At 46.7% G+C, this 24403-nt stretch carries 21 protein-coding genes; 9 read left to right on the forward strand and 12 right to left on the reverse strand.

All coding sequences use genetic code 11. The features are described 5' to 3' along the window. Positions 1-89: 89 nt before the first annotated feature. Positions 90-563, reverse strand: a complete 474-nt coding sequence (locus IE070_RS06440; RefSeq protein ID WP_189481632.1) for a low molecular weight protein-tyrosine-phosphatase — start codon at positions 561-563, stop codon at positions 90-92. A gap of 65 nt (positions 564-628) precedes the next feature. On the opposite strand from IE070_RS06440, the gene IE070_RS06445 reads away from it, so the two are divergent. The 4 genes from IE070_RS06445 to IE070_RS06460 are packed head-to-tail and all read left to right on the forward strand — an operon-like array spanning position 629 to position 5126. Continuing rightward, positions 629-1264, forward strand: a complete 636-nt coding sequence (locus tag IE070_RS06445; protein ID WP_189481634.1) for a response regulator transcription factor — start codon at positions 629-631, stop codon at positions 1262-1264. Positions 1265-1291: 27 nt separating this feature from the next. After that, complete coding sequence (locus IE070_RS06450; RefSeq protein ID WP_189481636.1) at positions 1292-2200, forward strand: AAA family ATPase; 909 nt, start codon at positions 1292-1294, stop codon at positions 2198-2200. Beyond that, positions 2197-3159 (forward strand): DUF58 domain-containing protein, encoded by a 963-nt coding sequence (locus tag IE070_RS06455; RefSeq protein ID WP_189481638.1) that lies wholly within the window; start codon positions 2197-2199, stop codon positions 3157-3159. Before IE070_RS06450 ends, IE070_RS06455 begins: the two co-directional genes overlap by 4 nt. Then, complete coding sequence (locus tag IE070_RS06460) at positions 3153-5126, forward strand: transglutaminase TgpA family protein (protein ID WP_189481640.1); 1974 nt, start codon at positions 3153-3155, stop codon at positions 5124-5126. Before IE070_RS06455 ends, IE070_RS06460 begins: the two co-directional genes overlap by 7 nt. Before the next feature lie 96 nt (positions 5127-5222). Here IE070_RS06460 and IE070_RS06465 read toward each other — a convergent pair whose 3' ends face one another. The 4 genes from IE070_RS06465 to htpX form a co-directional block, all read right to left on the reverse strand. Next, positions 5223-5471: a TIGR02647 family protein gene (locus IE070_RS06465; protein WP_189481641.1), complete on the reverse strand. Its 249-nt coding sequence runs from the start codon at positions 5469-5471 to the stop codon at positions 5223-5225. Between the two features lie 125 nt (positions 5472-5596). Then, on the reverse strand, positions 5597-8848 hold the full coding sequence (locus IE070_RS06470; RefSeq protein WP_373296931.1) for a S41 family peptidase: 3252 nt from the start codon (positions 8846-8848) through the stop codon (positions 5597-5599). Positions 8849-8972: 124 nt separating this feature from the next. Next, positions 8973-10112 (reverse strand): pyridoxal-phosphate-dependent aminotransferase family protein, encoded by a 1140-nt coding sequence (locus IE070_RS06475; RefSeq protein ID WP_189481645.1) that lies wholly within the window; start codon positions 10110-10112, stop codon positions 8973-8975. Positions 10113-10314: 202 nt separating this feature from the next. Next, positions 10315-11175 carry a protease HtpX gene (gene htpX, locus IE070_RS06480; RefSeq protein ID WP_189481647.1) on the reverse strand — a complete coding sequence of 287 codons (861 nt, stop codon included), beginning with the start codon at positions 11173-11175 and terminating at the stop codon, positions 10315-10317. 158 nt (positions 11176-11333) lie between these two features. Here htpX and pepE point away from each other — a divergent pair, with 158 nt between their 5' ends. After that, positions 11334-12053 carry a dipeptidase PepE gene (pepE, locus tag IE070_RS06485; protein ID WP_189481649.1) on the forward strand — a complete coding sequence of 240 codons (720 nt, stop codon included), beginning with the start codon at positions 11334-11336 and terminating at the stop codon, positions 12051-12053. Between the two features lie 22 nt (positions 12054-12075). Here the strand turns inward: pepE and bioD are convergent, their stop codons facing one another. Genes bioD through bioB form a run of 4 tightly spaced genes read right to left on the reverse strand, consistent with a single transcriptional unit; the run spans position 12076 to position 16009 of the window. Then, complete coding sequence (gene bioD, locus IE070_RS06490) at positions 12076-12786, reverse strand: dethiobiotin synthase (protein WP_189481651.1); 711 nt, start codon at positions 12784-12786, stop codon at positions 12076-12078. Positions 12787-12845: 59 nt separating this feature from the next. Beyond that, a complete protein-coding gene (locus IE070_RS06495) occupies positions 12846-13757 on the reverse strand; it encodes a methyltransferase domain-containing protein (protein WP_189481653.1) in 912 nt (303 codons plus the stop codon). Beyond that, on the reverse strand, positions 13751-14917 hold the full coding sequence (locus IE070_RS06500) for an aminotransferase class I/II-fold pyridoxal phosphate-dependent enzyme (protein ID WP_189481655.1): 1167 nt from the start codon (positions 14915-14917) through the stop codon (positions 13751-13753). Before IE070_RS06500 ends, IE070_RS06495 begins: the two co-directional genes overlap by 7 nt. Positions 14918-14920: 3 nt before the next feature. Continuing rightward, positions 14921-16009 carry a biotin synthase BioB gene (gene bioB / locus IE070_RS06505; RefSeq protein WP_189481657.1) on the reverse strand — a complete coding sequence of 363 codons (1089 nt, stop codon included), beginning with the start codon at positions 16007-16009 and terminating at the stop codon, positions 14921-14923. A 256-nt stretch (positions 16010-16265) separates the two neighbouring features. Here bioB and bioA point away from each other — a divergent pair, with 256 nt between their 5' ends. The 4 genes from bioA to asnS all read left to right on the forward strand — a co-directional run bounded on the left by bioA (position 16266) and on the right by asnS (position 20727). Beyond that, entirely contained in the window at positions 16266-17531 is a 1266-nt protein-coding gene (gene bioA, locus IE070_RS06510; protein WP_189481659.1) for an adenosylmethionine--8-amino-7-oxononanoate transaminase, read from the forward strand. A 79-nt stretch (positions 17532-17610) separates the two neighbouring features. Continuing rightward, entirely contained in the window at positions 17611-18480 is an 870-nt protein-coding gene (locus IE070_RS06515; RefSeq protein WP_189481661.1) for an MBL fold metallo-hydrolase, read from the forward strand. A gap of 14 nt (positions 18481-18494) precedes the next feature. Then, the gene (locus IE070_RS06520) at positions 18495-19187 is read left to right on the forward strand and encodes a hypothetical protein (RefSeq protein WP_189481663.1); all 693 of its coding nucleotides are present in this window, start codon (positions 18495-18497) and stop codon (positions 19185-19187) included. Between the two features lie 139 nt (positions 19188-19326). Continuing rightward, a complete protein-coding gene (asnS, locus tag IE070_RS06525) occupies positions 19327-20727 on the forward strand; it encodes an asparagine--tRNA ligase (protein ID WP_189481665.1) in 1401 nt (466 codons plus the stop codon). Positions 20728-20839: 112 nt separating this feature from the next. Here the strand turns inward: asnS and IE070_RS06530 are convergent, their stop codons facing one another. From IE070_RS06530 to glgC, 3 genes are all read right to left on the reverse strand, one after another. Next, entirely contained in the window at positions 20840-21397 is a 558-nt protein-coding gene (locus IE070_RS06530; protein ID WP_189481666.1) for an NAD(P)H nitroreductase, read from the reverse strand. A 108-nt stretch (positions 21398-21505) separates the two neighbouring features. Beyond that, a complete protein-coding gene (locus tag IE070_RS06535) occupies positions 21506-22909 on the reverse strand; it encodes a glycogen synthase (protein ID WP_189481668.1) in 1404 nt (467 codons plus the stop codon). A 29-nt stretch (positions 22910-22938) separates the two neighbouring features. After that, positions 22939-24177, reverse strand: coding sequence for a glucose-1-phosphate adenylyltransferase (glgC, locus tag IE070_RS06540; RefSeq protein WP_189481670.1), 1239 nt, complete (start codon positions 24175-24177; stop codon positions 22939-22941). Between the last annotated feature and the right edge of the window lie 226 nt (positions 24178-24403).

Raw genomic sequence — 24403 nt, forward strand, 5'->3', positions numbered from 1 at the left:
TTTTCAGTATTTGATGCTCTTAAGGTTTGGTTGCGTTTACCTTTTAACCTTGCTTTGCACATATTTGCATATAATGAATGTCAGATATCTCAGGCAGCTGTACGTTTCAGATGCGCCAAAAGATGATCACAGCCCTCTTCAATTAACTGCAGAACAAGATCAAAACCTTTATTGCCCCCATAATACGGATCCGGTACGTCAGGCCATTGTGCAAATGCAGGATGATGTGACATAAATAAGCACAGCTTATGCTGATGCTCTGCTGGGCAGCGTTGCTGTAAATCATGCAAATTTTGCCGATCCATCGCCAAAATAATATCGAAAGACGCAAAATCGGTACTTTTTACCGGTTTGGCATGAAACCCTTTAAAGCTATACCCAAAGGGACTGGCTACACGTATCGAACGCGGATCCGGTCCCTGCCCCTTGTGACTCGCGGCCGTACCTGCAGAGGCAACTTCAAGCGCCAGTCCTGAGGCAGCAGCTTTATGCTGCATAACAGCTTGTGCAGTGGGTGAACGGCAAATGTTGCCTAAACAAACAAATAGTAGTTTCTTCGTCATACTTTTCTTTTCAAAATGCGGTTCCGCGTTATATAGTTACGCTAATTGCGATAAAGGTAAAGATTATGGAAAGGTTTTCACGTCTCATCCTACTAACGGATGAGACCACACAACTGAGCACCTGTCGATATGCGCAAGCCGCTGGCATCGATGTCGAGCAATGCTCGTTGGCTAACTTTGAGCAAATACGACAGCAAAAAGGGTTGTTAGCCGGTTATCAGTTTAGTAGTGAATCCTCTGCTAAAAAAGGGTTTTCTGCCAAATTGTTAAGTGTAAGCCGACAGGTTCCACTTTTTGTTTTTCGGGCGGAAAGGCAACTTATTGATCCTAGCAGAGCGATCTTTGCTGGCCTTCGCGGCGTAATCTATAACGATGAGCAGCCAGAGATGGTGAAACGCGCGTTGCAAACCATGATGTCAGGCCAATTGTACTACAGCCGTAACGTTATGTCTGACGCCTTAGATGCATTATTTCAATTACGAGAGCAATCAAATCGTCAAATAAAATTGCCCTCGTTACTTACCGAGCAAGAGCGGAAAATCAGTATGCTAATTGCCGAAGGTGCCAGAAATAAAGAAATTGCAGAGCAATTACAAATTAGCGCGAACACAGTAAAAGTGCATGTATCGGCCATTTTTAAGAAAACCCATAGTCGTAACCGCACCGAATTGGTACGTTGGCTGCAAGAACCACAAACCTAAGATTTATGCGTTGTAATAGGGGGTTATTTGTTAAAGGAACTGCACCGCGTTGAGCATGATTTAAACCACGTTATATTAGGTAAACCGTTACAAATCCGCTTAGCCTTGTGTTCGCTGTTAGCAGAGGGACACCTGTTACTCGAAGATTTACCCGGCATGGGTAAAACAACGCTGGCACATGCCTTAGCGAACGCAGTGGGCTTAACCTATAAGCGTGTACAATTTACTAATGATTTGCTACCAGGCGATTTGTTAGGTATGAATATCTACGATACACGCTCCGCCCAATTCTATTTTCAACCGGGACCAATTTTTAGCCAAGTCTTACTTGCCGACGAAATTAACCGCGCCAGCCCGAAAACACAAAGTGCCTTGTTAGAAGCCATGGAAGAGCGTCAGGTATCTATTGATGGCGAAACTCGGCCGCTACCTACACCCTTTTTTGTTATTGCCACGCAAAATCCAATATTTCATGCCGGCACCAGTGCCTTACCTGAGTCACAATTAGATCGGTTTTTGTTTCGGATCTCATTAGGATTTCCTGATCGCGCAGCAGAAAAACAGCTGTTACAAGATGAACAGCAAGGCTCACGGCTGCAATTATTAACTGCACCGCTGCAACCTGAACAGCTGCGCTATTTACAGCAACAAGTTCCCAAGATTGCGGTAGCTGAGCCGGTACTAGATTACATTTTAGCCCTAGTTCATGCCAGTCGCTACACGAAAGCGCATCTAGCGTTATCGCCACGCGCCGCAAAAGCCTTGGTTCGGGCGGCAAAGGCCATGGCCTTTATTGATGGGCGCACCTATGTAACTGCCGACGATGTGCAAAGGGTGTTTCCCTACGTTGCTGAGCATCGGCTTAATCCACAAAGCGTGGCAGGTGAACACGTATTTAGCCAGCAGCTGCTTAACACTACGCCTTGCGAGTTATGAGCTACGCTAAACTTAAACAAAGGGCGCAACAGCGTTTTATTGACTGGCTAGACAAACGTCAGCCAGCAACCCCCTCCTTAGCGTTAACACAGGGCGTAATTTATATTTTGCCAAGTCGTTTTGGTTGGTGGTTTAGTTTTTTAATTATTTTGCTGTATTTATTAGGGACCAACTACCAAAATAATTTAATTTTGTTGGCAAGCTTTGTATTAATGAGTGTGCTATTAAGCACTATGGTGTTGGCCTTTTTGAATGTTCATCGGCTACGGTTAACTGTGACAGACGATGCGGTAACCTATGCGCCACTCCCCGCAGCCCTTACCTTAAAAATAACAGCAAACCTGTGTCAGATGTTGCAAATTCGTCTCAAAGGTCAACGCCATGTACAATTGCTTGAGTATGTCGCGGGGACTGACGCTTTCACCTTAATGATCCCCGCGCTGGACAGAGGCTGTTATAGCTTGCCGCGATTGGTGCTAAAAAGCGATTATCCACTGGGTTTATTTACCACGTGGAGTTATCCAGCACTGCAAACTCAGATCTGGGTTTATCCAGAACCTGTGGCTAAATACACTGATACAGAACAGACCTTACCGCAGGCTACAAACACGCCCCCAACGACACAGAACGAACTGCAACCAACCGATCCAACCTTGTTGAGGGCCTATCAACAGGGCGATAGTCCCAAACACATTCTATGGAAAAGACTGCCTGCCGCTCCGCAACAGCCTGTTGTTCGCCAACGCGGTGCTCCTCTGCAATCATTGCCTGAATGGGTGCATGTACCGCTGTTACAAGGCCCGGCATTAGAACACGCGCTCAGCCACGCTTGTCAGCAATTACTTGACCTTGAAGCACAGGGTCGCCATTACGGTTTACAAACGGCAACCGCACAAATTGCCCCTGCATCTGGCCAGTTACATTTAACGCGCTGCCTGCAAGAGTTAGCCTTATGCTAGTTGGACAATTACGCTTACCTAACGCATTTGCTTGCCAAACACTGGTGTTACACCTCGCGTTGTTGGCCTTGTATCAACCGGCATTACCGTTATGGAATACTCTCGCTTTTTTAGGGCTGCTGAGTTGGCAAGGATGGCGTTTATACAAAGACCAACCAGCGCTGAGCAAAAAACACCTCAATTGGCTTATGGCACCCTTGCTATTGTTACTGCTAGCACAAATTTCTCAACTGGGTGTGCTCAATGCCATGTTGCATATACTGTTGCTCGCTGCGGTAGGTCGGGGTTTTACATTACAACAGCGCGCAGATGCCATTCAATTGATTTGGGTGCAATACTTTGCGCTAGTGTGTTGCTTTATTTTTTACCAACAAATGGCGATGGCCTTGGCTATTTTTGGATTGTTACTACTGAATGGCTATTTGCAGCATCGTTTATTTGCGCCAGCTAACGCCAAGATCGCTCCTAAACGCACGCTGTTGCTTGGGATGATCACCTTACCTATTTGGCTTGGATTATTTTTAGTCTTCCCGCGCTTGCCGCCATTATGGCAAATACCTAATCAAAACATGGCAAGTACCGGGCTTAGTGATACTTTGGATCCAGGGAGCATCGAACAGTTAGTTCAAAGCGACGCCCTTGCCTTCAGGGTGAGCTTTACTACAGAAAAGCCGCCGCGGGAAGAATGGTATTGGCGAGCCAAAGTCTATGAAGACTTTGATGGTCGTCGTTGGCAACGCAATGCCCGCTTTACATCAAGACAACTTGACACACTTTCACGAAATGCCTTGCAAACGATGTCTCAATCCTTACCCGCGTCTCGAGAACACGTGCAGTATCAGATCCTCGCAGAGCCAAGCTATCAGCGCGATCTCTTTAGCTTAGGTCTCCCTTTATCAGGCTCAACATCGTTAAGCATGCAGCCTGCAAGTTTACTTGCTAATCCATTGCCGTTAACCCAACGGATCAGTTATAGCGTGATCAGTGCGCTTAGCCCATTGCCGCTGGAATCAGCCACAGAGCGACAATTAAATCTACAACAGCAAAACGCCAATCCGCGCACGCGACAATGGGGTGCTGAATTGGCTCAAGCCCATCAGTACGACGCGGCAAAAATTGTGACAGCGCTAACGGCCTATTTTCAGCAGCAAGCCTTTTTTTATAGCTTAACGCCGCCCCGTCTCGGGCGCGATGCGATTGATCAATTTTTATTTGAAAGTCGTGTTGGTTTTTGTAGTCATTACGCATCAGCTACTGCCGTGGTGTTACGCGCTGCAGGGATCCCTGCCAGAGTCGTTGGCGGTTATCAAGGCGGCGAATGGCAACAGAATCAGCAGTATTTATTGGTAAGACAACGTGAGGCACACGCCTGGGTAGAATATTTACTTCACGATGAATGGCATCGATTTGATCCTACTGCCGCTATTGCACCTGAACGGATTTTGTCTGGGTTAGAGCAAACGTTATCGATAGAAGAACAAGCCTTACTCAGTGGGTGGCAAAATAATTGGCTCGGTCAATTGGCGCTGCAATGGTCGCACCTTGATTATCTATGGTCGGTATGGGTTTTAGGCTTTAATCAACAGGATCAACAGCAGTTCTGGCAGCGATTGCTTAATTGGCCTTATTGGCACTGGGTTATCACCTCTATCTCCGTCGCTTCCCTCATACTGGCAGGGATGTATTGGCGCTGGCGTCGCAGCTTAAGATCAAAGACAAAGGCGAATGTGCTTAGGGGTAAACTCAGTCGCGCATTTAATCATCAGCCTCCTTTAGGCATGACAGTAGCTATGTGGCTACACCAAATTGCGCAGCATAATACTGAATATGCGCCATTATTACTGGAGATTAATGATTTGTATGAACGCAGTGTTTTTGCATCTGATGCTCTTGCCGAACAACAATTACTGCAAAAACTACAGCAGCATCGTCGGCTATTACGTAAGCATATTTACGTAAGCAAATGAGAGTAGCCTTGTGGAGGCGCTACAACCTTAATGGAACAAGACCATGCACCCTTTAGGTGTTAAGCAAGGGCATGGTCTTACTGCGAGCATTCAAACCTATGACGATGAGGTGGAAGTGCCTAAAATGCGCAATGCAGTCTGTAACTGTTCTGCACAATGGATCCCCAGATCGGTAAGATATCCGCCGTCAGGTTGACTAATTAAACCTTTTGCATACAAACGGCTGATGGCAGCAATAACCTGAGGCTCTGCTACCTTATGCGCCTTAATCCCTGAGTTTATGCTATCAAGATTAAACAACGCCATAACCCGCATTTCTTCAATTAATTCAGTTGTAAACTGCATAGCTCAATCCTTTATTGTTGTTTTTAACACCTTAGCTTTTAATCCCAGAAAAGCAAGCAGAGTTTTCATGAGCGCTTAAATAAACCTACCCAATGTTTTTGAGTAGGTTTCATAATAACACTGTGTTACTTAGCAATAATGTCGGAGGCTGGCCCCGATGTTAACGGCTCTGCCTGTAATGGTGTAATCGGCTGTGTTTGCAGTTGCTGTTGCAAATGCGCAATGGCTCGGCTGAGTTGAGCGTCTTCACCCTTAAAACTGGCATAAGGCAAATTACTAACTTCGATATCAGGCTCTACACCTATCCCCTCGATAATATAGCGACCATCAATTGCGAACTGTGGCGTTTCGGCAACACGTGCTACTCCCCGATCCGCTAATTGATTGCGACCTGATAACCATACCCCTGCACCGGCAGTTCGTTGCCCAATTACAGGGCCTAAGCCCAAGGCACGCACACCTGCGGCAAAGGTTTCACCATCAGAATAGGTGAGAGGATCAGCCAGCACTACCAAGTGGCCACGAAAGGCCTGTTGCATATTGGTGTAAGGTGCACCATGCGTAGGTTGCCAAAAAGACCACGCACGACGCAGCAACTTTTCAATTATCCAACTATCAATATTGCCACCTCGATTACGGCGCACATCAATAATTAAGCCTTCCTTTTGATATTGTGCATAAAACTCTCGGGCGAAACTGGCTATATCACCCGCTCCCATAGCGTAAAGATGTAAGTAACCCAGTTTTCCAGCACTGGCGTTATGCACTTTTTGTTGATTGTTCATTACCCAATCTTGGTATCTTAGCGTGCTTTCTTGCATGACAGAAATGGGCTCTACCACCGCGTTAAGTACCTGTTTACCCCGTAACGCTTGCAGCAAGATTTGTTTGCCCGCTTGATTACGTAATGCTTTGGTTAACGTGGCTAAGTCTGTGATCACATGCCCATTAATGTGGGTAATAACATCACCCACTTGCATCGGGATCCCAGGTTTAGCCAGCGGCGCGGCTTGGCTAGGTAACTCGGGATCCGTTTGATAGATATGGACAATCTTAACACCACCCTGCACGTTGGCTAATTGCGCCCCTAAACTTGCGGCTGTAACTGCAGGGGTACTGTCACGGTATTCACCACCACGAACCTGAGAATGAAGCGCATTAAGCTCCCCCATCATCTGCGCCAAAAGATCATCTAATTCGTGACGATCTGTGATCCGCGCTAATAAGGGTTCATATTTTTGGCGTGTGGCATGCCAATCTAACCCTCGCATATTCTTATCGAATAAAAAATCACGATGCATCAGCCAAGCATCACGAAACATTTGACGCCATTCTTGCTGAGGCTGAATGGCCAATTGCCATTGCTGTGTATTGATACGTGCTTCACGTAAATCTGTTGGTAAGGTTGCGTTGGCGGGAACCAATAGCATATCCCCCTTGCCTTCTTGTCCTGCTTTACGGATAAACAACGTTTTACCCGTAGCATCCAACTGATATTGCGCGATATCGTCGGTAACCGTGCTAAGTGTTGCCCCGGTACGCGTAATACTCGCCTGTTGTAATGTGTGGCTTCGTCCGTTTGCCTCTGAGCTTAACAAATAAAGACGCTCATCATTGATTTGCAACTTACTGTAATTTCCCGCGGCTAAAGGGACCTGCCATAAACGCTGCTGCAGCTGAGCCCAATCAACCCGCTGACCTGAACGCCCCTGCATGCTCTCTAGGGCTGCTTTATCATCACAGAGCGAGATTTCCTGTACTGGAGCAAACGCAAAACAGGCGTGTTGCTTCAGGCTTACCGCAAAAACTTCGGTACGCTTATCAAACATAGGGCCTAGATTACGATCACCCCACGGACTCCCCGGCGTAGCCGTAAACTGCCGATCAGACAAAAAATACAACCATAAACCATCTGGACTAAATGCTGGGCTGTAGGATTCATATTTTTCCGAGGTGATAATGGCACTGCGCTGCTCGTTCAGGCTGTATAACACCACTTGACTGCGGGGGCGCTGTTGATGATTTAAGGTAAAACTGAGTAATTGGCTGTCAGCCGACCACACCACGTCGGCATACGCTGAGTGCCCCCAACCTTGCTCATAGATTTTAGTATTTTGGCGTTTTTCTAAATCGTATAACCAGAGATCGCCGTTTTTATCATCATGTGCAAGATAACGTCCATTTGGTGACAAATTTAAGCCCCAACGAAACACCTTTCCATCTTTTGTAAGAGGCTCAGTGTTATCTGATCCATCTGCAGCAAAACGCCAAATTTCATTTTCGCCGCTGGCATCATTTATGGCATACACCCATTTTGCATCATGACTTAGCAAGGCACTGCGCGAGCGGCTTCCCTCAGGAGTCTGAATAGTAACTAAGCGTCGTGTACCTGGGCTGGCAACAGCAATTTGGCTTCGAGCTGTTAGCACCACCTGTTTGGTCGCGCTATGGGCTTGGGCATCGGTTAAATAGGCTAAGGGTTGGGTTATCCAACGCTCCCGTTGCTGTACAAAGTCGGAGGGTAAGGTAATAGGTAAAATACGGCTTTGTTGCGTGCTTAAATCCATTTGTACCAGATCGGCACCTAATTGATAAACCGCTTTACCCGCGCTAAGACTAAAACGACCAATACGCCAATCTTGATGTTGGCTATGTTGGGTTAACTCGGTGCCATTATCAGCAACTGACCAAATATTGCTGTTACCATCAAGATCGCTGATAAAATAGACACGGCCTTGATAATGCTGAGGTTGGCTAATCGCGCCCTGATGATCGGTTAATAATCGCACCGCTTCTTGTTGACTGTCTAAAGGCCAGCGCCATAATTCCCCCATAGCACCGCCACGATACACCTTGGCGTTATCACCCGTTAATTGTAAGCCAAAGCGGGTAAAAAAAAGTGTATTGGTCGTTTCGTCTATATAACCACTGGCTGCATCGGCTAAAGGCAATGTGTGGCTTTGCCCCGTAGCGGGATCCAATAAACGTAAAACCCAGTAATTTGTGGGACCACTTGCCTGATCGGTTGCATATAAAATACGGCCATCAGTCAAACGTTGTTGCAGCCTTACTCGGCTATTTTCAAAGGTTAAACGCGTGGCTTGACCTCCCGACAAGGGCATCTGATAAATCTCATCAACCCCCTCATAATTCGCCACAAAAATGACATGCTGGCCATCAGCGGCAAGAATGGGCTGACTTTCTAAGGCAGGATGGGTGGTTAGCCGTTGCGCATTGGGCTTATCCAAGCCAGCAAGCCAAATATCGCCTTCGGCGGTAAACACCAATTGCTGCTGTTGTAACGAAGGAAAACGATAATAGCCTTGGCTAGCAGCAAGGCTGCTGCTGAACAAGGCCGCGACCCCAGCCGCAACCATAAAAGAGAAGACGTTAACAGTTGATCCCATAGTGTAACCTCTTGTTTTGCGAATTTGGCGATCAAACTAGCAGAACAAGAGGCGAACAACCAGACGTGCTTGTCGAGGTTAAGATAAGTAGCCTTTAAATAACGACAGACAATTCTTGTTGCAGTGCGTGTAAGCAAAGCGCGATATTTTCTTGCCGTGCACCGTAACCCATTAAACCAATGCGCCACGCTTTACCCGCAAAATCACCTAATCCCGCACCAATTTCCAAATTATATTGCTGTAGCAAGCGACTACGCACTGCAACATCATCAATGCCTGGCGGAATATAAACAGTATTAAGTTGGGGTAAACGATAAGGCTCGGCAACGACAAACTGCACACCTAGGGCGTCCAATCCATTACGCAGTAAAAGGTGCATCGCCTTATGCCTTGCCCACGCCTGCTCTAAACCTTCGTTAGCTAACATCCGCAAAGCTTCATGCAGGGCATACAAGGCGTTGACCGGTGCAGTATGGTGATAAGCCCGCTTCGCGCCACCACTCCAATACGACATCACTAAGCTTTGATCTAAAAACCAGCTTTGTACAGGCGTTTTGCGTTGCTTGATTTTTGCTACCGCGGCAGCAGAGAACGACACCGGCGCAAGGCCGGGTACACACGAAAGGCATTTTTGACTACCGGAATAAATCGCATCGATGCCCCATTCATCTACCCGCAATTCCACGCCACCCAGTGAGGTAACCGCATCAACAATACTTAAACATTGGTGTTGTTTCGCTAAGGCACACAACGCTTTCGCATCGCTTAACGCCCCTGTAGAGGTTTCGGCATGAACAAATGCCAAAAAACGCGCATCGGGGTGGGCAGCTAGGGCTGCCGCAACAGCAGCAGGATCAACCGGCTCACCCCAAGCATGATCAACCGTTACAGCGATACCACCACAACGCTCCACATTTTGACGCATGCGATCACCAAAGACCCCGTTGCGACACACAATCACCTTCTCACCAGGCTCCACCAAATTTACAAAACACGCCTCCATGCCAGCAGAACCGGGAGCAGATATGGCCAAGGTCATCTCGTTACGGGTTTGAAAAGCATATTGCAATAGCGCTTTTACCTCGTCCATCATGCCGACAAACAGCGGATCTAAATGGCCGATGATTGGTTTACTTTGCGCGGCTAACACTTGAGGGGATACATCGGAGGGGCCTGGGCCAAGTAGCGTTCGGCGCGGCGGATGAAATGCCGCGATCACAGGTGCGGGGATCATAATGACTCCTTAACTAAAACGTAACGTCAAGAAAATATACCACAGCATCAACGCGAATAAAAAAGGTTACTGTGAAAGTAACCTTTTTGAAATAATAGCTAATTTAGCAATCCACTTAGCAATCCATTTAGCAATGCGAAGAACACCAGAAATATGCCATCAATATCCTTTTTGCTTCAGCAAAGTATTGTGGCGTTTCTTGTTAAAATTCCCGGCGATTTTGCAGTGCCGCAATGCGTTTTTCTAATGGCGGATGGCTTAAAAACAGCTCAGACTTGGCTTTTTTGCCTGAAATACCAAAAGCCATCATACTGCCTTCTAAGCGGCTTTCATGATTATACTTTAAACGCTCAAGCGCTTTGACCATTTTACCGGCACCCGCTAAACGCGCCGCGCCCGCATCTGCACGGTATTCCCGTTGCCGTGAAAACCACATCACAATAATACTGGCTAAAATACCAAACAGTATTTCTAACGCTATCACGATGCCAAAATAAGCAAACTGCCCAAGTTGTTGATTATTGTTACGAATTGCTCCTGCAATCACTCGCGCTAAGAAGATCACAAAGGTATTTACTACACCTTGAATCAAGGTTAGCGTGACCATATCACCGTTAGCAATGTGCGATACTTCGTGCGCTAACACCGCTTCTACTTCGTCTTCACTCATATTACGCATTAAACCGGTCGAAACGGCGACTAATGCATTGTTACGATTGGCACCTGTGGCAAACGCATTCATTTCTGGTGAGTCGTATACAGCAACCTCGGGCATGCCAATACCGGCAGCTTTGGCTTGCTTTGCCACGGTATTCATTAACCAATGCTCAGTTGCATTGCGTGGCTGCGTGATCACCACCGCCCCAGTTGAGCGCTTAGCCATCCATTTAGACATTAGCAATGAAATAAACGAACCACCAAAGCCAAAGATGGCCGCAAACACAAGCAATCCACCGATACTGTCGGTACTGATCCCAAAGAGGCTGAATACCACATTCAAGACAATACTTAACACCACAATAACAGCCAAATTGGTGGCTAAAAACAACAACACACGTTTCATACTGCTTACCTCATAAATTTATCTACCCTTACTATATGGGCAAAGACCATAAAATCAATTGGCAGTTTCATTAACGGCAGATGAAAAGTTGTAAGAAAACGTGTCATGTTTCCGGTACACTAGACAGTAAGATCAATTAACACAAAGCGATTCTTTCCATGAAGCTGTTACTTCTCAGTAGTTCTCGTGCCCAAAATAGTGCTTACATGGCACCAAACTTAGCCTGGATAGCGCAACACTTGCAGGGCATTAATAACGTAGTCTTTATCCCCTACGCCGATGTGAGCGGCAATTATGATGGCTATGTCAACAAAGTGCAGCAGGCCTTAGCCTCTTTGCCGTTAACGGTAAACGGCCTGCACCAATTCAGCTGTGCTAAAACGGCTATCACAGAAGCGCAAGCTGTTATGGTTGGCGGTGGAAACACCTTTGCCTTATTGCACAAGCTATATCAGTTAGACGTGTTGACCACATTACGTCAACGTGTCTGCTCAGGATTACCCTACATTGGGTGGAGCGCTGGGGCAAACATTGCCGGTGCCAGTATCAGTACAACCAATGATATGCCGATTATTGAACCACCGTCATTTCGTGCCCTGCAGTGCCTTAATCTGCAACTAAATCCACATTATACCGATTTTGTGCCAGCCGACTTTCATGGCGAAACACGTGATATGCGCTTAGCTGAATTTATGACACTGCAGCCGCAAATGCCGATTATTGGCCTACCTGAAGGCACCGCATTACAGTATATTAATAAACAGATCACGGTATTGGGTGCTGCTGGCGCGTTTTGGTTTTTAGCCGGTCAGAAAACGCCCTTAACCGGCAACGCCTTACTGCCACAGGATTATCAGGCATTGCTTACCTCACCGTGAGGCCAAGCAGTCTGTTGGTTGGCTAGCTACGTGATGAATCGATTAAAGCCTGTTGCACCGCGGTTGCTAAGCTTACAGCCAACGAGTGGCGCAACGCTTCATCGGGTTGATAGGGCACCGTACCAAGTAGCGGTGCCGAAATACGCCGCTGTAAATCCGCGAGGTTTTCGGATAAAAACAGCATTTCTGGCGCGGTGATATTGGCAATCCAACCGACTAAACGACAACCGCGGCGCGCAATTTCTTGCACACTCAGCATGGCATGATTCAAGCAGCCTAGCTTTACGCCCACGACTAAGAGCACCGGCAATTGCTGATCAGCAACCCAGTCCGCCAAATAGCGCTCTGCACTTAATGGCAATAACCATCCCCCAGCACCTTCGAGCAACAGAAGCTGCGCCTGATACTGCCTAAGTGCGGCAAGCTGCGAGCTCAATATCTGTTCATCAAGACTTAGTCCAAGCTCTGCCGCCACCAAATGCGGTGCGGCCGGTTTAGCTAAACAGATAGGATTTAACGCCACATAAGGTAACGCGATACCAGAATGCTGCTGCAGCAGTAACGCGTCACTGTTTTCAAGGGTTCCGGCGGCACTTAATTCAGCCCCCGCAGCAATAGGCTTGGCGCCTATAGCGGTGATCCCTAATTCGGCAGCACCTTGCAGAATTAACGTGCTGACATAGGTTTTACCGGCATCGGTATCCGTGCCCGTCACAAAAAATGCGTGTGTCATCCTACTTCCCTAAGCAAAGGTTAAGACTTAACTTTGTTAACACTTAATCTTGTTAACACTTAATCTTGTTTACAGGCCACTAATTGAACGACCTGATAACTTGCCTGCAGTGTGCCTGTTGCATCCGTTTTGGGATAGGCAGAGGCCACCTTTTGCCAATACCCTTTCCCTGTTAAACCCCGTTGTGCTCGCTGTGCTAAATGATTCGCCCCCAGCGCTTTTAATTCTCTGGCCAACGCAAAAATGTCTGTATAAGGTAGCGAATAACACTGTGTCTGCAGATGCCATGTCACACCATGCAATTGCTCAGTTTGCATAATGGCTGTTTGTAAGTCGCTTAGTTGTAAAAAAGCGTGAATATGCGGCTTATCATCAACCGCGGTAAAAGCCTGTGCTAATTCGGCTAAGGTACCGGCAATTAACGTAGTCATCACCGCCCGTCCACCCGGTTTGAGTATTCTACATACTTCAGACAACACGCGCGCGGGAGCTGGACACCATTGCAGCATTAAACTAGAAAAAACGCTATCAACACTCTGGCTTGGTAGCGGTAATGCCGCGGCGTCGGCCTGGACATAGTGAATTGCCAATCCTTGCTCAGCCGCCTGCAGCAGCATAGCAACACTCAGATCGATAGCGGTAAGTTGCTGTGAAAGAGGTAATAATTCAGCATGCAACCAGCCTGGACCACAGCCTAAATCGACGACATCCCCGAGTATCGCAGGCGATAACGCAGTGGATATGTGTTGCTCAGGCAACGTCACATTCATAGACTGAGTAGAGGCCTTAGTCTGCAATAATGTTGTTAATGCAGCATAAGCCACTTGCCGTTGTAGACGGGCTGCACCGACATAAGTACTTGCGGCTTTACCAAAACATTGCGCAATAGATGTGCCAGAACCCGGTTCATCGTACGTGGCCAAGGCTGAGGTAAACGGCGAACTTATAGGCCCCAAGTGTTTGGCTAACATAACAAAATCTGCTCTAACGTATTGATTAAGTTTTTAATATCTTGAGGTTCATGCGAAGCACTCAAGGTTACGCGTAACCTAGCACTGTCCGGGGGAACCGTTGGCGGTCGAATGGCCGTTAACCAGATCCCCTCGTCGCGCAATCGTTGACTAACTGCCATCGCCCGATCGCTATCGCCTAACATAACGGCTTGAATTGCGCTTGTTGACGTTAAGCAAGGAATGCCCGCTGCTGTTGCTAAGCGCGAAAAATGTCCAATATTATCGGCCAGTTTATCTCGACGCCACTGATCGCGTTTTACCAGTTCGATACTTTTGCTAACAGCGGCACACAATGCGGGCGATAAGGCGGTGCTGTAAATATAATGCCGGCCAAATTGCTCAATATATTCGATCACCGTTTTACTCGCCGCTAAAAAGGCGCCACCAACACCCAGAGCTTTACCAAAGTTTGCCATGTAACAATAGATATCTGGTGCCGCTAAACCTTGCGCAAACCAACTGCCTCGTCCCTGTTCACCCAATACGCCCAAGCCGTGGGCATCGTCTAATAATAAGGCCGCTTGTCGCGCTTGACATAACGCAGACATACCGAGTAAATCAGGACTGTCGCCATCCATACTAAATACCCCCTCTGTTACCACCAGGCTGTGGCAATCATCTGTCGGTAGTTCAGGCAGAAGTCGTGCTAACGCGGCTAAATCGTTATGTGTGAAGCGTTTAAAACGCCCTTTATGTTGGCGAGCTGCATCAATTAATGACGCATGGCTGAGCTTATCTAACAACAAAAAATCATTATCAGCTGCCAAGGTTTGTAGCATAGTAAGGTTGGCGGCAAACCCTGAGCTAAACAACAACACACGCTCAAATCCAAGCCAGTCTGCTATTTGCTCCGATAAACGCTGATGTGCATCATGGTAACCTGTCACGAGCGGGGAGCCGGTACTGCCAACGCCAAAACGCTGTGCCCCTTCGGCCAGTGCCATTTGAATCATCGGATCTTGCGCTAACCCCAAATAATCATTCGCAGAAAAATTAAGGTACCGACGATCATTTACCGTGATATGTCGCCCCTGATACTGCGTGATTGTATGGCTTTGCCGAAAAAGCCCAGCGTGTTGCCGGGCAACGAGCGCGTGTTGCAAACGCGACAGATACATCAATTAACCTGCAGCATGATATAACGGCGCGGTATGCTGATCTTTAATGGCCTCAGCCAACGCCATTTCATGTGCTTCGTCTGAAACGTCATGCCGTTGCTCGGGATTAATCCCTAACTTTTTAAATAAAAGCTGATCGGCATCGGCTTCAGGATTTTCAGTGGTTAGTAACTTATCACCATAAAAAATCGAGTTAGCACCCGCAAAAAAACACAACGCCTGCATTTGCTCATTCATCCGAGAGCGGCCAGCAGATAAACGCACGTGACTTTCTGGTAACATAATTCGTGCCACGGCAATGGTGCGAATAAACTCAAAAGCATCAAGATCGTCCACATTTTCTAGCGGCGTCCCTTTTACTTTTACTAACATGTTTATTGGCACGCTTTGCGGATGCTCCGGCAAATTTGCCAACTGCATTAACAAGGCTGAGCGATCATTTGCGCTTTCGCCCATGCCGACAATGCCCCCACAGCAGACTTTCATTCCCGCCTCACGCACATGGCTTAAGGTGTCCAACCGATCCTGATAAGTACGCGTTGTGATAATTTCACCATAAAACTCTGGCGAGGTGTCCAAATTGTGATTGTAATAATCTAATCCCGCGCTGGCTAAACTTTTAGCTTGTTCTGGCTCTAACATGCCCAGTGTCATACAGGTTTCCAACCCCATGGCTTTTACACCACGAACCATTTCGATGATATAGGGCATATCACGTTGTTTGGGATTGCTCCAAGCCGCCCCCATACAAAACCGACTCGCCCCTTTTTCTTTCGCTGCTTTTGCTTGGGTTAATACTTTTTCGACTTCTAGCAAACGCTCACGCTCTAGCCCCGTATTGTAATGACCGCTTTGGGGGCAATATTTGCAATCTTCAGCACAGGCGCCCGTTTTTATCGACAGTAAGGTGCTAATTTGTACTTCGTTCGGGCGAAAATGTTGCCGGTGTACGGTCTGCGCTTGAAATAGCAAATCGTTAAAGGGCAACGCAAAAAGCGCATTAACTTGCGCCAACGTCCAGTTATGACGTACCGCAGCAATCGCTGCAGTAGGCGTATGAGAAGAAGCGCTTACGTTGGAAGAAGCCTGCATAGAAATCCCTGTAGTGGTTCGTTAATGTATGACCAATCAAACCAGCAAGCTTTGGGTATCAATCCCGGCTTGGCGTAGCACATACGCAAAGTAGCACACACGCAAAATAGTGTATTGGTTTGTGCTACAGCCGTTTGAGATCATGGTCTTTTTCCGCTAGTCTAGCGCCATGCTTTTAGTTGTCAACGCTGACCACCCGCAAAACTTTACCAATGGTTATTTATTGCGCAAATCAGCTGCTTTTTGGTGAGCTTTTATGAGTATTGATCTCGCTTTTGATCGCGAACATATTTGGCATCCTTATACCTCCATGTTAACGCCCTTGCCGGTATACCCTATTGTTGCCGCCGCAGGGTGTGAATTAGTGCTCGAAGATGGGCGACGTTTAGTTGATGGCACGGCCTCATGGTGGTCTGCAGTGCATGGCTATAATCACCCCGTGTTAAATGCGGCGTTGACCACGCAACTTTCGCAGATGGCACATGTTATGTTTGGGGGTATCACCCATGAACCGGCCATTCAATTGGCAAAACAACTGCTGCAAATGGTCCCCTCGACGCTAACTAAAGTTTTTTTTGCCGACAGCGGCTCTATTGCTGTAGAAGTAGCAATCAAAATGGCCTTGCAATATTGGCAAGCAATTAACCCGCAAAAAACAAAATTGATCAGTCTTCGTAAAGGCTATCACGGTGATACATTTGCAGCGATGGCAGTATGCGATCCTATCGACAGCATGCACGGCATGTTTAAAGAGTTACTGCCACAACACTTTTTTTTACCTGCGCCCGATTGCCCTTTTGATTCACCCTTTACGCCTAGATCTGTTGAACCACTGGCTCAATTATTGTCGGCTCATCATCAGGATATTGCCGCACTGATACTAGAACCTATTGTACAAGGCTATGGGGGTATGCGCTTTTATCACCCGCATTACTTATCGGCAGTACGCGCGCTTTGCGATAAATATGGTATTTTGTTAATTGCCGATGAAATTGCGACGGGTTTTGGTCGTACAGGTAAATTGTTTGCCTGCGAGCACGCCAACATCGCACCTGATATCATGTGTTTGGGCAAAGCCCTCAGTGGTGGCTATTTAACGCTTGCCGCGACCTTATGCACGGATGAGGTGGCACGAGGCATCAGCCAGAGTGCAGCGGGAGGCTTAATGCATGGCCCAACCTTTATGGCGAATCCGCTAGCATGTGCAGTGGCGCTGGCCAGTTTAGGCTTAATTGCGACAGGCGCGTGGCAGCAACAGGTTGCAAATATCGAACAACAACTTAAACGGGAACTTGCACCTTGTAAGCAGTTTGCTAAAGTTAAAGACGTTCGAGTATTAGGGGCGATTGGCGTGTTAGAAATGCAAGAACCTGTTAATGTAGCTGCGCTGCAAGCCGCTTTTGTAGCGCAAGGTGTGTGGATCCGCCCCTTTAACAATCTGATTTATATCATGCCGCCATTTACAATAAGTGCAAAAGAGCTTTCACAACTTACTCAAGCGATGGTTCAAGTGAGTGCCTAACGAAGATTAAACCAGAATAGGTGCTGCTACGTAATGCTGCTAAGCTAAAACAATACTATAACAAACAAGGAACATTACCATGCGCGCGACCCGTTCATTAATGACATTACTCAGTGCCACTGCGTTATTACTCGGCAGTCAATTTGCCTATGCCGATCGCTTCAAAGATATCGAAATAACCGCGACGCCCCTATCTGATAATATCTTTATGCTAACGGGTTCTGGTGGCAACATGGCTGCAGTTGCTAACCCTGAAGGGGTATTGCTGATTGATAGTCAGTACGCTGAACTTGCCGATAAAATTCGCGCAACGTTAACAACATTGAGTCCAGCCCCCTTAACCACCTTAATCAATACACATATGCATGGGGATCATGTTGGCGGTAATGCTGCCTTGGCCGCTAACGCGAATATTGTTGCACATAAAAATGTGCGCCCAAGGTTAATGAGTAATGCTAATTTTGATAAAGCCGGCTTGCCTAAAACAAATATCGAGCAAACTACCCCATTACAGCACGGTTTAATTGAATTAGTGCTTGAACCGATGCCGGCAAGTCATACCGATGGTGATTTATTAGTGTGGTTTCCAGAGCAAAATATTGTGCATATGGGCGATTTACTTTTTCAAGGACGCTTCCCGTTTATTGACACCAACAATGGCGGCAACGTACAGCAGTACATTGAAAACACCCGTTATGTATTATCGCGGATTGATGACAATACTAAGGTGATCCCAGGCCATGGCGAACTAACGAATAAAGCTGGTTTAGCTGCAGAGCTAGCCATGTTAGAGCAAACCTTGGCGCTGGTGCAACAAATGCGCGCTCAAGGATTAAGCGAGCAGCAAATCATTGATAAAGGATTAGGAACACAGTGGCAAGCTTGGCACTGGAATTTTATTACTGAAGAGCGCTGGATTAAAACCTTGTATCAGGCTACCGAGGCGTAAGGAGTAATACTGGCATGCTATACCTGAGCGCACAATGGCTTAAACTCTGGTCTAAGCTTTGCGCTGGGTTATGGTTTAAGCCCAATGTCACGCACAGTAGCATTAGCCTCACCTTGCCTATGGCGCGAGTATACCGCTACCCCATAGTAGCGGTTTGCTTGGGGCTAATTGCTAGTTTTAATGCCTTGGCTCAAGATACTGCCCCCTCCCTGACGGCAGCTCTTAATAATCCTCTGGCTGAAGTAGCACCAGCATCTCCCCCAGCCGCATTGGGTGAACCCATCCAATTTTTGCTGTCTGAGCTGACATCCTTACAGCGTAATGTCTTAACATTGGCTGACGGCAGCACCTGGCAGACCAACATCACCCAACTAGGCTTCGCTGGTAATACTGTACTGATCACTGGCAAAAACCTGACCACGGGCAATAACACACTGTACCTCAATGGCTTTCAATTTACGGCCAAACATAAAAGCGGTGACATTGAACCGAATAACGGTTACAGGCTCAGTGTAATCAACATTTTAGCCGATGGTAAACGGTTAATACTGAGCCATAATTTACAAGCCTATGTTATCGATGCCCACCGGCAACATAGTCGACATTGGCGTGCTGATAACAGTGTTATCGTGCGCGACGATTTTAGGACCTTAGTGTATCTTCCGACCTTGGAAACCGTTACGGTGCAACTGGCACAGAGCCCTTAAGCCATCCCTCGCCATCAGGGCGGCTTTTTTCAAGCACGACACCATTTTTTGCTTGTGTTCAGCCACTGGCAAAGTATCATTACTGCTTTTAGAATCAGAGGGCTTCCCTCGCCCCATTGCACTCTCGGGAGTTGTTTGCATGACGCATGCCGTGATAAAAGATGTATTAGCTGGTCGCTATGCGATTGGCGAGAAAGTCACCGTTAAAGGTTGGATCCGCACCCGCCGTGACTCCAAAGCCGGAATTTCGTTTTTAGCTGTACATGATGGTAGCTGTTTTGATGCTATTCAAGCCGTGGCACCTGCAGAATTAAGTAATTATGACAGCGAGATTAAGCGGTTAACAACCTCCTGCTCGGTCATTGTGTCAGGTGTTATTGCGCGCTCTGAAGGTCAAGGTCAAGCATTTGAAATTCAAGCCGATCATGTTGCTGTTATTGGCTGGGTTGAAAATCCGGATACCTATCCTATGGCACCAAAACGCCATAGCATGGAATACTTACGTGAACATGCGCATTTACGTGCTCGCACCAATATTATGGGTGCAGTAACCCGTGTCCGTCATTGTTTAGCGCAAGCTATCCACCGTTTCTTCCATGAGCAAGGCTATTACTGGATCAGCACCCCCATTATCACCGGCTCAGATACAGAAGGGGCCGGCGAAATGTTCCGGGTTAGCACCCTAGATTTGCATAATCTGCCACGTGATGACAAAGGCGCTATTGATTTTAGCCAAGATTTTTTTGGTAAAGAAACCTATCTTACGGTGTCAGGCCAGCTTAACGGCGAAACATACGCCTGTGCCATGTCAAAAATTTATACCTTTGGCCCGACCTTCCGTGCTGAAAACTCCAACACGAGCCGCCACTTAGCAGAGTTTTGGATGATAGAGCCGGAAGTCGCATTTGCTGAATTAAAAGATGTCGCACAACTGGCAGAAGACTTATTAAAGTACGTGCTAAAAGCGGTATTAACTGAACGTGCCGATGATATGGCCTTTTTTGCCGAGCGCATCGATCCTAAAGCCATTGAGCGACTGGAGCAGGTCGTTAATTCCAGCTTTGTTCGGATGGATTACACCGATGCCATTCAAATTCTAAAAACCTGTGGCAAAAAATTTGAATACCCTGTGGAATGGGGCGTAGATTTACAATCTGAACATGAACGCTATCTGGCAGAAGAGCATATTGGTGGTCCAATTATTATGCAAAACTACCCGAAAGACATAAAAGCCTTTTATATGCGTTTAAACGATGATGGTAAAACTGTTGCTGCGATGGATGTACTTGCTCCTGGCATCGGCGAAATTATTGGTGGTAGCCAGCGTGAAGAGCGTTTAGAGCACTTTGATCGCCGGTTAGAGGAAATGGGGTTAAGCAAAGAAGATTACGGTTGGTACCGTGATTTACGCCGCTACGGCACAGTGCCGCATTCTGGCTTTGGTTTAGGCTTTGAACGTTTAGTCTCTTATGTTACTGGTGTCGGTAACGTACGCGATGTTATTGCCTTCCCACGTACACCGGGTAATGCCGAATTCTAAACGCAGTCGTTAACGCGTCGACAAGTTTAGCCTAAACAGCAACCCCGCCATTGGCGGGGTTGCTGTTTATAACACTTAACTAACACTAAATACTTTTCGGTGATTACGCCATTTAGAACTGGCTAAAATAAAGACTCGGATCTAATGCGGCTTTTTGCGAAGGAGTACTGCTGCTGGTCCCAAGGTATAGAAAACCAACGATTTCGTCATCAGCGGCTAAATTAAATGCCTGTTTAACATAGTCTTGTTGTGCATAGGCTCCGGTTCGCCATACGCCACCAAACCCCAAGGCAAAGGCCATCTGCTGCATGGCCATTACCGCACAAGCTGCCGACTGAACTTGCTCTGCAATGGGCACTTTAGGATGCTCGGTTACTTTAGCAATACACGTAATAACCATAGGCGCGCGCAGCGGTAGCTGCCTAGCGCGTTCATGTAATTCTACCGAGATGCTCGGATCTTCTTCGATAGCTGCTTCCGCAAAAATATCACCTAAACGGCTTAACGCTTCGCGTCCTTCGGCAATAACAAACCGCCAAGGGCGCAAGGCACCATGATCTGGCACCTGTAAAGCAGCACGTTTAATCAGTTCCAACGCTTCACCACCTGGCGCAGGTTCTGTTAAACGCGGCGAAGAATAGCGGGTAGTTAGTAGCGTTAATGCATCCATATATTCAACCTATCAATATCATTTTTGCGCAGGCTATCAAAAAATCACGCGTGACTCACGGCAATTTTTTTTAAGCAGACTCAATTGCATACTTACTCAACAAGCTGCCTAGTTTAACGCCTGTTGATACAAGCGTAGGTACTCGGTTACAGCTTGAGCCCAACTAAAACTTTGTTGCATCCCGCGTTGCTGAACAGCTTGATACGCTTCACCGTGCCAGTATAACTGCTCAGCCTGTTGTAAGGCGATAAGTAATGCATCAACACTTACCTCGTGAAAACCAATACCTGTTGCCTCTGCAGCTGGCCAAGGGATCACCGTATCACGTAAGCCTCCCGTTAATCTCACCAGCGGGACCGTGCCATATTTTAAACTGTATAACTGATTTAAGCCGCACGGCTCAAACAGAGAAGGCATTAAGAAAAAATCGCCAGCGGCTTCCGCTTGGTGCGCTAATGATTCATCAAACCCTTCAAAAAAACGAAACTTTGTTGGGTAATCCTCTTGCAATTGGTATAGCTGTCGGCAGTAGTGTAATTCACCACTGCCAACCATGAAAACCTGAGCAGGGCTTTGCATCAACCAGTGGCGTAAGGCCGGGATCAAATAATCATAGCCTTTTTGTCCAGTGATACGGCTTACCGCAACAAATAATGGCACATCCTGCTCAGGTAAGTTAAAACGATGACGTATATAGGCTTTACACGCCGCTTTACCCCTCAGATCCTGTTGATGATAATTCTGTACAAGCGCTAAATCAGTTGCAGGATCCCATTGCTGATAATCGCAACCATTTAAAATACCGACAAAATCTGCAGCACGGTGTTGGTATAGCATGGCTAAGCCGTTTGCTGCTGGCTCGCTGAGTAATTCATCACGATAGCCCTGGCTTACCGTACTAATTTTATCCGCATAACGGATACCTTGCTCCAGCATATTTAAAAAATGATCGTTATGTGGCGCTAAATCCAGTCTAGCAAACCAACTGTGATCACAGGTCAACTGGTATGCACCATTATGAACGGTAAACACAAAAGGAACCTTTGCTAAAACCGGATCAGCCGCATAATGTTGTTTTAGATACGCCGCAGATACCGCAGTTTGCCAATCATGTCCATGTATCACATCGACATCAGGTAAATAGTGGCGGCACCACTCCAAGGCGGCTTTACAAAAAAAACCAAATCGTAATGGATTGTCGGCGTAGCCAGCGTAGCCATCATCATAAGGCCGCTCACGATGAAAAAAATCATCGTGTTCTAACACGCGTATATCAAGCCCAGCATAGGTTAATCGACGCACCGCACAACCAAAGTCATGCCCGCCGAGGGTAAAGAAAACCGATTGCCATTCACCTGTAGGGCGGCTATATAACGCACTATAACGTGGCAATAACACGGTAACGTGATGCCCCGCCGCAACTAAATGGCTGGCAATACCCTTACAGGCATCTGCTAAGCCGCCCGTTTTAACTAAGCCTTCAAACTCACTACATAACAACAAAATCCGCACTGCTGTATCCTTTAAGGCTAATAGTGCCCTTACTCGTCATCAAAACCCACTTTTGCCCCTTTAGGGATCACTACAACGCCACCGGCAGAGATATGGAAGCGTTTACGATCAGCCTCAATGTCTTCACCGATCACAGTACCCGGCGCAATCTTAACGTCTTTATCAATAATGGCTTTACGGATACGGCAACCTCGACCAATATCATTATTTCCCATCAAAACACATTTTTCGATATAACTATGGCTGTGTACATGCACGTTATACCCTAAGATAGATTGATAGACGATTGAACCGCTGACAATACAGCCTGCAGCCACCATAGAGCTAATAGCTTGTCCGGTACGATTTGTTTGATCGTGCACAAATTTAGCGGGTGGCATCGGTGGGTTGTAACTGCGTAATGGCCAATACCGGTTATATACGTCAAACGGCGGATCAATAGAAATTAAATCCATGTTGGCTTCATAGTACGAATCTATGGTACCCACATCACGCCAGTAACCGGCACTGCTTTCTGATTCACCACGAATTTTATTCGTTGAAAAATCATAAACATACACCTCTCCCTGCGGGAAAAGTGTTGGGATAATATTATGCCCAAAATCGTGTTTTGAATCGGCTTGTTTCGCATCTTCGTTTAACACATCGACTAAGCAATTTGCTTCAAAAATATAATTACCCATCGAGGCTAGCACCATATTTGGCTGACCGGGTATCGTTTTTGGATTGCTTTTGGGTTTCTCTTGGAAACCAATCATTTTGCCGGTTTCATCCACTTCGATGATACCAAATTCGTGGGCTTGCTCAACCGGCACGGGGATCGCTGCAACAGTTAATTTTGCCTGATTGTTACGATGGAAATCTAACATATGGCGCACATCCATTTTATAAATGTGATCGCCACCGAACACACAAACATGCTCGGGATCTAAGCCTTCAATAAGATGTAAATTTTGGTAAATGGCATCAGCGGTACCCAAATACCAATGTTTACCAGTTTGCATTTGCGCTGGAATGGGATCAATAAAGCGATTAGTTACGCCACCAACACGCCAAGCGCGACTCAGATGCTTCATTAAAGAATGTGATTTAAACTGCGTAATCACAAAAATTTGAAGTAAATCAGAGTTAACGAAATTATTTAGTACAAAATCAATTATGCGATAATTACCACCAAACGGAACAGCCGGTTTCGCACGAAGCGATGTTAAAGGTGACAATCGTGTTCCTTCGCCGCCTGCCAGAATCATTGTTAACACGCCAGACATACACTCTCCCCAATTATTACGATAGCCACTACGGGTAGCTTTTTTTGATTAAAAAATTGAATGTACTTTAATTATGCAAAACAACAATGCAAAACCAATACCACAAAATCCCTATACGTTGACTGGATTAAAAGGGGTAAAACAGCTTAACACCCGAACATTTTGTGCCGCCTATTAATACCATAGCATCAAATATTGCTTTAAAGTAGTGCGTTGCATGCCATAA

Source organism: Alishewanella tabrizica (assembly GCF_014652375.1).
GTDB classification, from domain to species: domain Bacteria; phylum Pseudomonadota; class Gammaproteobacteria; order Enterobacterales; family Alteromonadaceae; genus Alishewanella; species Alishewanella tabrizica.

What these genes read in the sequence shown, in the direction of transcription:
- IE070_RS06440 (WP_189481632.1), bottom strand. Translation starts at nt 563, where the DNA reads ATGACGAAGAAACTACTATTTGTTTGTTTAGGCAACATTTGCCGTTCA.
- IE070_RS06445 (WP_189481634.1), top strand. Translation starts at nt 629, where the DNA reads ATGGAAAGGTTTTCACGTCTCATCCTACTAACGGATGAGACCACACAA.
- IE070_RS06455 (WP_189481638.1), top strand. Translation starts at nt 2,197, where the DNA reads ATGAGCTACGCTAAACTTAAACAAAGGGCGCAACAGCGTTTTATTGAC.
- IE070_RS06460 (WP_189481640.1), top strand. Translation starts at nt 3,153, where the DNA reads ATGCTAGTTGGACAATTACGCTTACCTAACGCATTTGCTTGCCAAACA.
- IE070_RS06465 (WP_189481641.1), bottom strand. Translation starts at nt 5,471, where the DNA reads ATGCAGTTTACAACTGAATTAATTGAAGAAATGCGGGTTATGGCGTTG.
- IE070_RS06470 (WP_373296931.1), bottom strand. Translation starts at nt 8,848, where the DNA reads ATGGTTGCGGCTGGGGTCGCGGCCTTGTTCAGCAGCAGCCTTGCTGCT.
- IE070_RS06475 (WP_189481645.1), bottom strand. Translation starts at nt 10,112, where the DNA reads ATGATCCCCGCACCTGTGATCGCGGCATTTCATCCGCCGCGCCGAACG.
- htpX (WP_189481647.1), bottom strand. Translation starts at nt 11,175, where the DNA reads ATGAAACGTGTGTTGTTGTTTTTAGCCACCAATTTGGCTGTTATTGTG.
- pepE (WP_189481649.1), top strand. Translation starts at nt 11,334, where the DNA reads ATGAAGCTGTTACTTCTCAGTAGTTCTCGTGCCCAAAATAGTGCTTAC.
- bioD (WP_189481651.1), bottom strand. Translation starts at nt 12,786, where the DNA reads ATGACACACGCATTTTTTGTGACGGGCACGGATACCGATGCCGGTAAA.
- IE070_RS06495 (WP_189481653.1), bottom strand. Translation starts at nt 13,757, where the DNA reads ATGTTAGCCAAACACTTGGGGCCTATAAGTTCGCCGTTTACCTCAGCC.
- IE070_RS06500 (WP_189481655.1), bottom strand. Translation starts at nt 14,917, where the DNA reads ATGTATCTGTCGCGTTTGCAACACGCGCTCGTTGCCCGGCAACACGCT.
- bioB (WP_189481657.1), bottom strand. Translation starts at nt 16,009, where the DNA reads ATGCAGGCTTCTTCCAACGTAAGCGCTTCTTCTCATACGCCTACTGCA.
- bioA (WP_189481659.1), top strand. Translation starts at nt 16,266, where the DNA reads ATGAGTATTGATCTCGCTTTTGATCGCGAACATATTTGGCATCCTTAT.
- IE070_RS06515 (WP_189481661.1), top strand. Translation starts at nt 17,611, where the DNA reads ATGCGCGCGACCCGTTCATTAATGACATTACTCAGTGCCACTGCGTTA.
- IE070_RS06520 (WP_189481663.1), top strand. Translation starts at nt 18,495, where the DNA reads ATGCTATACCTGAGCGCACAATGGCTTAAACTCTGGTCTAAGCTTTGC.
- asnS (WP_189481665.1), top strand. Translation starts at nt 19,327, where the DNA reads ATGACGCATGCCGTGATAAAAGATGTATTAGCTGGTCGCTATGCGATT.
- IE070_RS06530 (WP_189481666.1), bottom strand. Translation starts at nt 21,397, where the DNA reads ATGGATGCATTAACGCTACTAACTACCCGCTATTCTTCGCCGCGTTTA.
- glgC (WP_189481670.1), bottom strand. Translation starts at nt 24,177, where the DNA reads ATGTCTGGCGTGTTAACAATGATTCTGGCAGGCGGCGAAGGAACACGA.